Here is a 12,548-nt window from a genome sequence, read left to right on the forward strand (position 1 = left end):
GGTTCGACGGTTGGTCTCCGGGATTCTCGTGACGGTGTTGTGCCCCTCGCGGACCGCCGACCGCCGACCGGCGCGGCGCCCTCCTCGCGACCGGCAAGCGAGGCTGACCCGACGAAGGCCGGCGCCGCGGCGGCCCGTTGGCGCCGCCCGGTGGTGTCGCCTGCCCGGAAGGCCGCTCGGGCGCCGGTGAAAAGGACGATGCCGCCAACCCGCCCCGAGGGACGGACGGCGGCATCGGACGATGTCCTGCCGCGGGGGCGTCAGACGGCCGAACCCGCCTTCCACTGGGCCCAGTCCATGTTCCAGCCGTTGAGGCCGTTGTCCGGGGCGACGGTCTTGTCGCCGGTGTTCTGGACGACGACCACGTCACCGATCAGCGTGTGCTCGTAGAACCAGGCACCCGGCATGTTGGGGTCGTTGGCGCCCTTCTTGTCCTGCAGGCCGACGCAGCCGTGGCTGGTGTTGACGTTGCCGAAGACCGAGGGGGAGCCCCAGTAGTTGCCGTGGATGAAGGTGCCGGAGGTGGTCAGGCGCATGGCGTGCGGCACGTCCTTGATGTCGTACTCGCCCTTGCCGTCGTCGTCGGTGAATCCGACGGTCGCGCCGTTCATCCGGGTCTCCTTGAACTTCTCGGAGATCACCATCTGGCCCTCGTACGTCTTGTTCTCGGGCGCGCCGGCGGATATCGGGATGGTGCGGATGGTCTTGCCGTCCTGCGTGACCTTCATCTGCTTGGTCTTCGCGTCGACGTAGGAGACCTGGTTGCGGCCGATCTTGAAGGTGACCGTCTTCTGCTGGACGCCGTAGACACCGGAGGCGCCCTCGACACCGTCGAGCGCCAGCTTCAGCGTGACGGTGGAGCCTTCCTTCCAGTACTCCTCGGGCCGGCAGTCCATACGGTTGGCGTTGAACCAGTGACAGGCCACTTCCTGGCCGCTGGTGGTGGAGACCGTGATGCCCTTCTGGACGGCGGCCTTGTTGGTGATCGCCTTGTCGAAGGTGATCGAGACCGGCATGCCGACGCCGACCGTGGTGCCGTCGTCGGGGGTGAAGGTGCCGATGAAGCTGTTGGCCGGGGAGACGGTGGTGAACGAGGCGTTCTCGTGGGCGGCGCGTCCCTCGGCGTCCTTGGCTGTGGCCGTCAGCTTGTAGGTCGTGGCGCGCTCCAGCTGCACGCTGGGCTTCCAGGTCTTCTTGTCGGCGGATATCTCACCGGAGACGGCGGTGCCGTCGGAGGTGGTCATCTTCACGTCCGTGAGGGTGCCCTTGGTCACGGTCACGGCGGCGGAGTTGTTGATGGAGGCGTTGGTCGAGCCGTCCTTCGGCGTGATCTTGATCTGGGCCTCGGACGTCTTCTCGGCTGCCGCCTCGTCCACCTTGGCCTGCGAGGTGCCGTCGCCTCCCTCGTCCCCGTTGGCGTTGTCGCCGCCGCCGGAACAGGCCGAGAGCACCAGCACTCCGCCGAGCAGTGCGGACGCGACCGTCAGGCCCCTGCGCCGCTTGCTGTCCGTCATCACACGCTTCTCCATCATTGCCGATTTCCCCAGAACCCCGAGAGTTCCCCCGTCACGACACGAGAGTCCCCCGCAAGACTTTCAACGCTACGACCGGCTCATCCCGTTCCCCGCCGTGCGGTGGTGTGGGGATCACCACGTCCGCGGGCCGACGGGACGGGTGTCGGTCAGTGCGCCGCTTGAGACGTCGAAACCCCGGGCGGCGGTTGCCGCCCGGGGTCACCTTTTCCCCAAGGCGCCTCAGCCGGCGTCCTCTTCCTCGTCGGTCCGGTCGTCTGCGCCGTAGTCGTCCGCGGTGTCGTCCTCGTCGACATCATCCTCGTCGAGGTCCCAGTCCTGCGCATCGGGGTCGTACTCGATGCGTTCGCTGCTCCATGAGGCCTGGTGGAGTTCCACCCCGGGAACCTCGCTGACCAGGTCGAACGGGTCGACGAGATAGGCGAGGGCCTCGGCCGTGTCGTCCCTGACGGCCCCTTCGGCGTGCACCCGTTCCGCGTCCGGCATGTCACTGTCGCCGGCGATCCGGCGCAGCGCCGCCCGGGTGACCGCGCCCTCGTCGTCGACCTCGAGAACGAGTTCCGCGCGAAGGCGGACAAAACGTGATGTCTCTGGAGTAGTCATAGCCGGAGCGTACGGCCCCGCGCTCCTGTGACTTTCCCGTGACCCGCGCCGTTCACTAACATCGCCCCACACGGCCAATTCGCCAGCACCACAAGGGGATCGATATTCCGTGTCATCCGCTCGCCGTCCGCTGCTGACCGCCACCGCCGCGGGCACCCTGCTGTGCGCCCTGTGGTTCGTTCCGTCCGCGAACGCGACGGCGGAGCACCCGGCCAGAACGGCACCTGGGGCGACCCCGTCTCCCCAGGTCACCGCGCAGGCCCGGGCCGTGTCGACGGTCACGCAGAGCGCCGCCGTCGAGGCCCGCCTCGCCGACACCGGCAGCTTCGACAGCACGCCGTACGTCGTTGGCGGCACCGTCTTCCTCACCGTGGGGGCGGGTTTCGTCGCGTATGCGGTTCGCCGGGAACGTCTGGGTTTTTGACCTCACTTGACGTTGCTTTGGCAGTCCCTTCATAGTCCGCCCATGAAGAGATCATCGGGCGCGCGACTGGGCGCCACGGTTGCCGTGAGCGCGCTGTCGCTCGCCCTCATCACGGGCTGCTCCGACTCCGGGTCGGACTCCAAGGGGTCGAAGGACCCCGGTTCCCCCTCCTCGGCGTCGTCGGCTCCGGCCGCCAAGGCGCTGACCAAGGCGGAGCTGGAGAAGCTGCTCCTCGCGCAGGGCGAGGTCAAGGGCTACAAGGTCGGCTCGGGCGACGACACCCTCCCGAAGTCCAAGACCGAGGTGAAGACCGACAAGCCGCAGTGCGACCCGCTCGCCTGGTCCACGGCCGCTCTCGCCCCTGGTGACACGGACGCGAACGCCAGCAACTCCGTAGCGGAGGACAAGGCGTCGACCGCCACGGCGCAGCCGGAGAACGTCGAGGACGCCTTCGACATCAACATGACCTTCGTGGGCCTGTCCTCGTACGAGGGCGACGGCGCGGAGAAGGCCATGAAGGCCGTCTCCGACGGCGTGACGGCCTGCTCCGGCGGGTACGGCCTCGCCGCCGGCGGCGAGAACTCGAAGGTCACCAAGGTCGCCCCGTCGAAGGGCTCCGGCCTGGGTGACGAGTCCGTCGCGTTCTCCGAGGACGTCGACATGGACGGCGAGGGCTCGGCCACCTTCCACACCGAGGTGGTGCGCAAGGGCAACACCATCGCCACGTTCTACACGGTGAACTTCGCCGCGCTCGGCTCCGGCAAGGCCGCCGAGATCCCGGCAGCCGTGATCGAGGCGCAGGTCGCCAAGCTGAAGTAACCCCTCGGGGCCCTGCCGTACGCCACGCGTACGGCAGGGCCCCGATACGTCACCGCCGTGGCGGCCTCCTGTGACGCCGACCCGTCCCGCCGCGCACCAGATCCCCTGGCAGGGCCGGGCTCCGCCCCCACCACCACGCCCGGGGCCGCCCCCGCGCACGTGAGCGACCGCCGCGACCGGATGACACACCGGGGCCGGGCCCTTCCCGCCCAACTCGGCGGCACGGCCCGCTCCCCCTCAACCCCCTTCCAGGCCCTGCCCATCACTCGCGCACACGCGCCGCAGGGCCCCGCCGAGCGGCACGCTCACCGCAACGGGCCGGTCACCGTCTCCACCGCCGCCACCAGGCGGCCCTCGCGCACGAACGTGTCCGCCGCGGCCAGGTCGGGCGCCAGGAAACGGTCCGGCCCCGGGCCGGCGACACCCGCCTTCCGTACGGCCTCGATGACCGCCTGGGTGGCGGGCGCCGGGGTCAGGCCCTCGCGCAGTTCGACGGCGCGCGTGGCGGCGTACAGCTCGATGGCGATGATCCGTGTGAGGTTGTCGACGGCCGTGCGCAGCTTGCGCGCCGCCGACCAGCCCATCGAGACGTGGTCCTCCTGCATCGCGGAGGACGGGATCGAGTCCGCCGAGGCCGGTACGGCCAGCCGCTTCATCTCACTGACCAGCGCGGCCTGCGTGTACTGGGCGATCATGAGACCCGAGTCGACACCGGCGTCGTCGGCGAGGAACGGCGGCAGCCCGTGGCTGCGGTTCTTGTCGAGCAGCCGGTCGGTACGGCGCTCGGCGATGGAGCCGAGGTCGGCGGCGGCGACGGCGAGGAAGTCCAGGACGTAGGCGACCGGCGCGCCGTGGAAGTTGCCGTTGGACTCCACACGGCCGTCGGGCAGGACGACGGGGTTGTCCACCGCCGACGCCAGTTCGCGGTCGGCGACCAGACGGGCGTGGGCCATGGTGTCCCGGCCGGCTCCGGCGACCTGCGGGGCGCAGCGCACGGAGTAGGCGTCCTGGACGCGGGGGGCGTCGTCCTGGTGGTGCCCGGTCAGGCCGGAACCTTTCAGCACGGCCAGCATGTTGGCGGCGCTGGCGGCCTGCCCCGGGTGCGGCCGGATGGTGTGCAGTTCGGGGGCGAGCACCCGGTCGGTGCCGAGGAGGGCCTCCAGCGACAGGGCGGCCGTGACGTCGGCGGACTTGTACAGCGTCTCCAGGTCGGCGAGGGCCATGATCAGCATGCCGAGCATGCCGTCCGTGCCGTTGAGCAGGGCCAGGCCCTCCTTCTCGCGCAGCTCGACGGGCCGGATCCCGTGCTCGGCGAGCAGGTCACCGGCGGGCCGTACGACGCCGTCCGGGCCTTCGGCGTCCCCCTCGCCCATGAGGGTGAGGGCGCAGTGGGACAGCGGGGCGAGGTCGCCGGAGCAGCCGAGGGAGCCGTACTCGTGCACGACCGGGGTGATCCCGGCGTTCAGCACGTCGGCCATGGTCTGCGCGACCTCGGGCCGGACGCCGGTGTGTCCCGAGCAGACGGTCTTCAGCCGCAGGAACATCAGGGCGCGTACGACCTCCCGCTCGACGCGCGGCCCCATGCCGGCGGCGTGCGAGCGGACGATGTTGCGCTGCAGCTGGGCGCGCAGCTCGGGGCTGATGTGCCGGGTCGCCAGGGCGCCGAAACCGGTGCTGACGCCGTAGACCGGGTCCGGCTTGGCCGCCAGCGCGTCCACGATCTGGCGGGCCGCGGCGAGCGCGGCCACCGCCTCCTCGGAGAGCTCGACCCGGGCGCCGCCGCGCGCCACGGCGAGGACGTCGGACGCGGTGACCCCGGACGTCCCCACCACCACAGTGTGCATATCCATATTCAGGAGCGTACGCAGTGAATTCGACAATGTCACCAGTGGGGGTGGGGTTCGCCCCTTACCCGGCGTCCGGAGCTACGGCGAGTGCCGCCCCCGGAACCGGCGGCGCTCGCCGTCCGCCTGCCGGGACGGCTCGTCCGCGAGCCGTACGACGGGATCGTCCGGCCCTTCGCGGCCGGCGACGACCGGCTGGGCGGCCCCTTCGGCCTTGGCGCGGTACTGGGCCGCGTCGGCGAGCCGGAAGAGCCGGCGGGCGTCGCGCACCGGCCCGATGGGGTGCTCGGTGGAGGCGACCCCGCAGGCCACGCCATCGCCGAGCTCCAATTCTGCGGCCCGGCGGCACAGTTCTTCGGCCGCCTTGACGACCTGGTCGGCGGGCGGGCCCACCGCGAGCAGACAGAATTCGTCACCGCCGAGCCGGGCGGCCAGCGCGCCCGGCAGCATGGCCCCGCACAGCGACAGCACGGAGCCGAAGCGCTCCAGGAGCCGGTCGCCGACGGCGTGCCCGCGGGTGTCGTTGACCCGCTTGAGCCCGTTCAGATCACACACGACGAGGCTGACGACGGCGCCGTCCCGGCGGTGCCGCTCGATGGCCTGCTCCAGGCGTACGTCGACGGCCCGGCGGTTGGCCAGGCCGGTGAGCGCGTCCGTGAACGCCAGCCGCCGCGCCTCCTCCAGCCGCTCGGTCTGCGCGATCCCCGCGGCGACGACGGCCGCCAGTACGGTGGCGAAGTCGGCGTCGGACCGGGCGAAGACCGGGGCACCGGCCTGGCGGGCCACGTACAGCTCGCCCCAGGCGCGGCCGTGCAGCACGATCGGGGCGACCACGCAGCAGCCGCGCCCCCTGCGCCGCAGCGCGGCGACGCGCTGGTGACAGTAGCCGGGACGCCGCCCGGCCGCCGGTCCCTCGGCGGTCTCCACCCACGCCCCGGGCTGTCCGCCGCCGGCCCACTGCTCGTGCAGGAACTCGGTGATCTCGGCGAACTGGTGGACGGGGTAGGCCTCGTCGTCCGGGAACTCCACCTCACCCTCGGCGAGCTCACCGACGTTGACGAGGACCCTGAGCCGCCCGAGGTCCCGCTCCCACACCGACAGCGCGGCGAAGTTCCCGCGCAGCGCCCGGCACGCCCCGAGGGCCGCCGCCCGCCACGCCTCCCGCGAACCGTGCGCGGCCGCCATGCCCTGCGCCAGCGCCACCACGTCCGCCAGCCGGCTGTCCTCACCCATCACTCCAGGCTAGGGATGTTCCGGACGAATAGGGACATTGACCGGGCGAACGGGGAGAGGAGCGCGGTGCGGCCGCCGCGCACCGACGGCCCGGCTACTCCCCGGGCCACTCCGGCCTGCGCTTCTCGTTGAACGCCGCCACCCCCTCCGCCCGGTCACCCGAGAACGCCACCGCCCGCCAGGCCGCGTCCTCGACCTCCAGGCCGGCCCGCAGATCCATCCCGTGCCCGAGCCGCAGCGCCCGCTTCGCCGCCCGCAGCCCCACCGGTGAGTTCGCCGCCATCCGGGCCGCCAGGGCGAGCGCCTCCTCCCGGTCCCGCCCCTCCTCCACCAACTGGTCGACGAGCCCCAACTCCCGCGCCTCGACCGCCTCCACACGGCGCGCCGTGAAGATCAGCTCAGCCGCCCGCGCCACCCCGACCCGGCGCGGCAGCAGCTGCGTACCGCCGCCGCCGGGGATCACCCCCACCGAGACCTCCGGCAGCCCCACCACGGCCGTACGGTCGGCGACGATCACATCGCACGACAGCGCCAGCTCGAACCCACCCCCGAGCGCGAACCCGTGCACCGCGGCGACCGTCGGCACCGGCAGCTCCAGCACGCCCGTGTACGCCCCGCGCGCCACGGGCCGCTGCCGCACCAGATCGGCGTCGGTGAACGAGTTCCGCTCCTTGAGGTCCGCCCCCACACAGAACGCCCGCTCGTGCGTCGAGGTCAGGACGACCACCCGTACGCTCCGGTCCTCCCCCAGCGCCGCGCACGCCCCGGCGATGGACCGGGCCATCTCGGTGGACACGGCGTTCATGGCCTTGGGCCGGTCGAGGGCGAGCTCCGCGACATGCCCCTCCTCGTGCCGCCGCACCAGCACGAACTCCCCGAACCGTTCCTCACTCATGACACCCTCCGGTTAACGCGGGTTAACACCACTCGCCCCGATCATCGCAGCAGGCCCGCTCCGGGAAAAGGCCGGACGCGACCGGTTCCCGGCATCACCGCCCGGCCACCCGTTCGAGTGACATACCTGCGAACTCGGGCCGCATCACACACGGAAACGCATAGCGTGCGCAGCGCCACGGCGCATCGACGGCGGGTGCGCGGGGGGAGGGATCGGGATGACGACGGACACGCCGGGGAAGCCGCGGCGAGAGACACCGCCCGCGGCGGCCGCGGCACCCGGGCCGAACGGCGCGGTCGGCCCCGACCCCCGACCGTTCACCTCCCGCGTCCGGGGCCGCCACCGCAAGCCCCGCCCCCGCAAGGTCGCCCTCGCCGCGGGCGGCCTCGCGCTGGCCGCCGGCGCCCTGAGCCTCGTACGCCTGACCTCCGGCCCGGGCGGCGGCGCCACCGGAACCGCCGAGGCCCAGCCGCACCCGGACCGGGTCACCGGCACGGACCGGGCCACCGACACCGCCGCGAGCACCGCCGCCCCCGAGGTCAGCCCCTCGACGCCCACCGCCCTCGGCGGCCTGAGCCCGACACCGCTGTCCCCGGGCAGCAGCACACCCCGCACCTCGCCGACGGCGACCCCGCCACCGGTCACCGAGCCCGACGCGACGACCATCCCCCAGGAGACGAACCCCGCCCCCGCTCCCCCGACGACCAGCACCCCGCACAAGCCGGCTCCGAGCCCGACCCCGGCCCCGAGCCGGACCACTCCGGCCCAGGATCCGGAACCGCACGAGCCGCAGGAGCCGGACCGGCCCGGCCTGTGCGTGCCGCTCGTCGGCCTGTGCGTCGACGCCGGACCGGAGCACGGCGGCTGACGTCAGGACGGGCGGGAACGGCTACGGTGCCCCGTTCCGCCGGGTGAGCAGCCACGGCTCCACGACGCCCAGCCCGCGCACCGGCCGCTGCCACATCGGCTGGAGCCCGAACCGGTACACCGGCGGCTCCTCGCCCTCCTTCTCCGCCGTGGCCGCGTCCTCGGCGGCCTGCGCCTCGGAGGCCGGGGCGTCCTGGGTGCGGATCAGCTCCTCGGCGAAGGCGCTGTCGACGAGGACGGCGTCCTTCGGCGCTATGGAGGTGAGGCGGGAGGCCAGGTTCACCGTCGTCCCGAAGACATCACCCATACGGGTGGTCACCGTGCCGAACGCCATGCCGACCCGCAGCTCCGGCATGGTCTCGTCGTGCGCCATCGTCTCGATGAGCCGCAGGGCGATCTCGGCGGCCGTGCCCGCGTCGTCGGCGGCGTACAGCACCTCGTCGCCGAGCGTCTTGACCAACCGCCCGCCGTGCGCGGCGATCAGGTCCGCGGCGGTGGTCTCGAAGGCCTCGACGAGCTCGCCGAGCTCCTCCTCCTCCATGCGGCGGGTCAGCCGCGTGAACCCGACGAGGTCGGCGAAGCCGACGGCGAGCCGCCGGTCGACCATCTCCTCGTCGTCGGCGGCCTGCACGACCCGGCCGGTCGCGGCGGCCAGCTGGCGCCGCCAGACGTACACCAGGAATTCCTCCAGCTCGGGCAGGAGCAGCTCGACCAGGGGATACGTCACCTCGGTACGCGTCATGCCCGGCTCGGGCGGCTCGGTCAGCCCCTCCAGGAAGGAGTCGATCTGCCACTCGGCGAGTCGGGCCGTGGTCTGCCCGGTGGACCGGGCCACCTGCACCGCCATGGCCTCACTGAGCAGCCCCGCCTCGACGAGACCTGCCAGCCGCCGCAGCGCCAGTACGTCCGCCTCCGTCAGCGCCTTGGCCTGCCCGATGTCGGCGAAGCCCATGGCCCGCCAGAACCGGGAGGCCAGCTCCATGGAGACGCCGGCGCTGCGGGCCGCCTGGAAGGGGGTGTAACGACGCTCCGCGCCCAGGATGAGCTGTTCGAGGCGCAGGGCGAGGGGGTCCTCGCCGGGGTCGTCGGGCTGGGGAGGGTCCACCCGGCCTTGCGCGTCCGTGCCGGAACCCGAGTCGTCGACGGTCACGCCTGTTGCCCTTCCGATCTGTCACGGTCATGTATCGACCGGCCTCAACTCTACGGCAGGTGTGCGCCAGCTCACTCCGTCAGGTTCAGCCGGGTGTACCCACAGGTGCGGTTACGGGTGCTCGGCGTCGCGCTGAGGCGCGGGGCGTTGCGCAACCCGGCGCAGCGCGGTGCCGTCCGCGCCTACCCGTGCCGTAGGCCCTGCGGCACGGGGGAGGTACGGCTGCCCGCAGCTGAGGCGACTGCACGGCGAGGTCGGCGCGCCCGCAGTCGCCCGTGCGCGGAAGGGGACGTGTCGCTGATGTCCGCCCGCAGCGGCTGCCGGACACGACCGGCACCCCTCCGAGGCACCGTGCGGCAGACGAGGACGGACACCCCCGGCGCGGGCCCCGACCCACGACGCACGAACGGCGCCACGGCAAGCCACAGCGGGGCCGCGCAGGCCGCCGCGGGCATCCGCACCCCCACCCGCACACCACCAGCCCGTACACCCTCCCGCGCCCGCACGGCACCCACACCCCGCCGGCACCGCACGGCACCCCACCTGTCAAGCCATCCGCAGATGCACGATGTCCCCCGCCCCCACCGGCTCCTGCACCCCCTCCTCCGTGGCCAGGACCAACCGCCCGTCCCCGTCCACGGCGACCGCCTCCCCCACCACCGACCGGTCCCCGGGCAACTCCGCCCGCACCACCCGCCCGAGCGTCGCGCACCCCGCCGCGTACGCCTCCTGGAGCCCGCACGCGGCCGGGTCGCCGCCGGCGTCCCGCCACCGCACGTACCACTGCTCCAGCGCCCGCAGCATCCCGCGCAGCAGCGGGTCCCGATCCGTGCTCACCGCCCCGGCCAGCGCCAGCGACCCCGCCGTGGGCACCGGCAGCTCGTTCTCCTTCAGGGTGACGTTCACCCCCACCCCGACGACCACCCCGTCGCCTCCCGCCCGCTCCGCGAGGATCCCCCCGGCCTTGCGCTCCTCGCCGCCGACGGTCACCAGCAGGTCGTTCGGCCACTTCAGCGCCGTGTCCACGCCCGCCGCCCGCGCCAGCCCGCTCGCCACCGCGACCCCGGTGAGCAGCGGCAGCCACCCCCACCGCGCCACCGGCACCTCGACCGGGTTCAGCAGCACCGAGAAGAACAGTCCCGACCGCGCCGGCGCCGTCCACTGCCGGTCCAGCCGCCCCCGCCCGGCGGTCTGCTCCTCGGCGACGAGGACCGCGCCCTCCCCGGCCCTGCCCTCAGCGGCCCGGGCCACCAGATCGGAGTTCGTGGAGCCCGTACGCTGCACCACCTCCACCTCCGACCACAGCCCTCCCTCGCGCACCAGCCCCCGGCGCAGGGCGGTCGCGTTGAGAGGGGGCCGGTCAAGGTCCGACCACCGGCTTCCGTTTCCTCCGAGGCCCTCCGGTCCCTCCGACCTTTCAGGCCCCTCGGAGTCCTCTGGCTTCTCTGATGCATCTCGCGGCGTCATGCAAGCCACCCTAGGTGTGGTAAACGCCGCACTGCCGACCCGAAGACACCCCACTACGCTACGGATGAGTAACCGTCCCCCCTTTTGAGCAGGCAGGGAGCCCGATCCCGATGTCCGAGCCGGAAGAGCAGCAGCCTGACATTCACACGACCGCGGGCAAGCTCGCGGATCTGCAGCGCCGTATCCACGAGGCGACGCACGCCGGCTCGGAACGCGCCGTCGAAAAACAGCACGCCAAGGGCAAGTTGACAGCCCGTGAGCGCATCGAGCTCCTCCTCGACGAAGGCTCCTTCGTCGAGCTCGACGAGTTCGCCCGCCACCGCTCCACCAACTTCGGCCTGGACAGGAACCGCCCCTACGGGGACGGCGTCGTCACCGGCTACGGCACGGTCGACGGCCGTCCGGTCGCCGTGTTCTCGCAGGACTTCACCGTCTTCGGCGGGGCGCTCGGCGAGGTCTACGGCCAGAAGATCGTCAAGGTCATGGACTTCGCGCTGAAGACCGGCTGCCCGGTCATCGGCATCAACGACTCGGGCGGTGCCCGCATCCAGGAGGGTGTCGCCTCCCTCGGCGCGTACGGCGAGATCTTCCGCCGCAACACCCACGCCTCCGGCGTGATCCCGCAGATCAGCCTGGTCGTGGGCCCGTGTGCCGGCGGCGCGGTCTACTCCCCGGCCATCACCGACTTCACGGTCATGGTCGACCAGACCTCGCACATGTTCATCACCGGCCCGGACGTCATCAAGACCGTCACCGGCGAGGACGTCGGCTTCGAGGAGCTCGGCGGCGCCCGGACCCACAACTCCACCTCGGGCGTGGCGCACCACATGGCCGGGGACGAGAAGGACGCCATCGAGTACGTCAAGCAGTTGCTGTCGTACCTGCCGTCCAACAACCTCTCCGAGCCCCCGGCGTTCCCGGAGGAGGCGGACCTCACCGTCACCGACGACGACGTGGAGCTGGACACGATCGTCCCGGACAGCGCGAACCAGCCGTACGACATGCACACGGTGATCGAGCACGTCGTGGATGACGGCGAGTTCTTCGAGACGCAGCCGCTGTTCGCACCGAACATCCTCACCGGCTTCGGCCGGGTCGAGGGCCACCCCGTCGGTGTCGTCGCCAACCAGCCGATGCAGTTCGCCGGATGCCTGGACATCAAGGCGAGCGAGAAGGCTGCCCGCTTCGTCCGCACCTGCGACGCCTTCAACATCCCGGTGCTGACCTTCGTCGACGTCCCCGGCTTCCTGCCCGGCGTCGACCAGGAGCACGACGGCATCATCCGGCGCGGCGCCAAGCTGATCTACGCCTACGCCGAGGCGACCGTCCCGCTCATCACGGTCATCACCCGCAAGGCCTTCGGCGGGGCGTACGACGTCATGGGCTCCAAGCACCTGGGCGCCGACCTCAACCTCGCCTGGCCGACCGCCCAGATCGCCGTGATGGGCGCGCAGGGCGCCGTCAACATCCTGCACCGCCGCACCATCGCCGAGGCGGACGATCCGGAGGCCACCCGCGCCCGGCTGATGCAGGAGTACGAGGACACGCTCCTCAACCCCTACGTCGCGGCGGAGCGCGGCTACGTCGACGCGGTGATCATGCCGTCCGACACCCGCCGCCATGTCGTACGCGGCCTGCGTCAGCTGCGGACGAAGCGGGAATCCCTGCCTCCGAAGAAGCACGGCAACATCCCCCTCTAGCCCCCAGGAGTGGC

Annotated in this window: 11 protein-coding genes; 4 read left to right on the forward strand and 7 right to left on the reverse strand. The window is 72.2% G+C overall.

What is annotated here, in order from left to right; translation table 11 throughout:
- Positions 1-260: 260 nt before the first annotated feature.
- Positions 261-1,514, reverse strand: a complete 1,254-nt coding sequence (locus tag ACFPZJ_RS16810) for a L,D-transpeptidase (protein WP_381021918.1) — start codon at positions 1,512-1,514, stop codon at positions 261-263.
- A gap of 240 nt (positions 1,515-1,754) precedes the next feature.
- Complete coding sequence (locus tag ACFPZJ_RS16815; RefSeq protein ID WP_381021920.1) at positions 1,755-2,135, reverse strand: hypothetical protein; 381 nt, start codon at positions 2,133-2,135, stop codon at positions 1,755-1,757.
- Between the two features lie 109 nt (positions 2,136-2,244).
- On the opposite strand from ACFPZJ_RS16815, the gene ACFPZJ_RS16820 reads away from it, so the two are divergent.
- The gene (locus tag ACFPZJ_RS16820) at positions 2,245-2,559 is read left to right on the forward strand and encodes a hypothetical protein (protein WP_381021921.1); all 315 of its coding nucleotides are present in this window, start codon (positions 2,245-2,247) and stop codon (positions 2,557-2,559) included.
- Positions 2,560-2,601: 42 nt separating this feature from the next.
- Positions 2,602-3,378 (forward strand): hypothetical protein, encoded by a 777-nt coding sequence (locus ACFPZJ_RS16825; protein WP_381021922.1) that lies wholly within the window; start codon positions 2,602-2,604, stop codon positions 3,376-3,378.
- Between the two features lie 305 nt (positions 3,379-3,683).
- On the opposite strand, the gene hutH is transcribed toward ACFPZJ_RS16825, so the two are convergent.
- The 3 genes from hutH to ACFPZJ_RS16840 all read right to left on the reverse strand — a co-directional run bounded on the left by hutH (position 3,684) and on the right by ACFPZJ_RS16840 (position 7,350).
- Positions 3,684-5,222, reverse strand: coding sequence for a histidine ammonia-lyase (gene hutH / locus ACFPZJ_RS16830; protein WP_381022146.1), 1,539 nt, complete (start codon positions 5,220-5,222; stop codon positions 3,684-3,686).
- A gap of 81 nt (positions 5,223-5,303) precedes the next feature.
- Complete coding sequence (locus ACFPZJ_RS16835; RefSeq protein WP_381021924.1) at positions 5,304-6,455, reverse strand: GGDEF domain-containing protein; 1,152 nt, start codon at positions 6,453-6,455, stop codon at positions 5,304-5,306.
- Positions 6,456-6,549: 94 nt separating this feature from the next.
- Positions 6,550-7,350: an enoyl-CoA hydratase/isomerase family protein gene (locus ACFPZJ_RS16840; protein ID WP_381021926.1), complete on the reverse strand. Its 801-nt coding sequence runs from the start codon at positions 7,348-7,350 to the stop codon at positions 6,550-6,552.
- Positions 7,351-7,567: 217 nt separating this feature from the next.
- On the opposite strand from ACFPZJ_RS16840, the gene ACFPZJ_RS16845 reads away from it, so the two are divergent.
- The gene (locus ACFPZJ_RS16845) at positions 7,568-8,218 is read left to right on the forward strand and encodes a hypothetical protein (RefSeq protein ID WP_381021927.1); all 651 of its coding nucleotides are present in this window, start codon (positions 7,568-7,570) and stop codon (positions 8,216-8,218) included.
- Between the two features lie 21 nt (positions 8,219-8,239).
- Here the strand turns inward: ACFPZJ_RS16845 and ACFPZJ_RS16850 are convergent, their stop codons facing one another.
- Together ACFPZJ_RS16850 and ACFPZJ_RS16855 are read right to left on the reverse strand one after the other, a co-directional pair.
- Entirely contained in the window at positions 8,240-9,367 is a 1,128-nt protein-coding gene (locus ACFPZJ_RS16850) for an adenylate/guanylate cyclase domain-containing protein (protein WP_381021929.1), read from the reverse strand.
- A 546-nt stretch (positions 9,368-9,913) separates the two neighbouring features.
- A complete protein-coding gene (locus ACFPZJ_RS16855) occupies positions 9,914-10,834 on the reverse strand; it encodes a biotin--[acetyl-CoA-carboxylase] ligase (RefSeq protein WP_381021931.1) in 921 nt (306 codons plus the stop codon).
- Positions 10,835-10,944: 110 nt separating this feature from the next.
- Between ACFPZJ_RS16855 and ACFPZJ_RS16860 the strand changes: the two genes are divergently transcribed.
- On the forward strand, positions 10,945-12,534 hold the full coding sequence (locus ACFPZJ_RS16860) for an acyl-CoA carboxylase subunit beta (RefSeq protein WP_381021933.1): 1,590 nt from the start codon (positions 10,945-10,947) through the stop codon (positions 12,532-12,534).
- Positions 12,535-12,548 lie beyond the last annotated feature (14 nt).

It is taken from the genome of Streptomyces bullii (genome assembly GCF_042657145.1).
Lineage (GTDB): Bacteria > Actinomycetota > Actinomycetes > Streptomycetales > Streptomycetaceae > Streptomyces > Streptomyces bullii.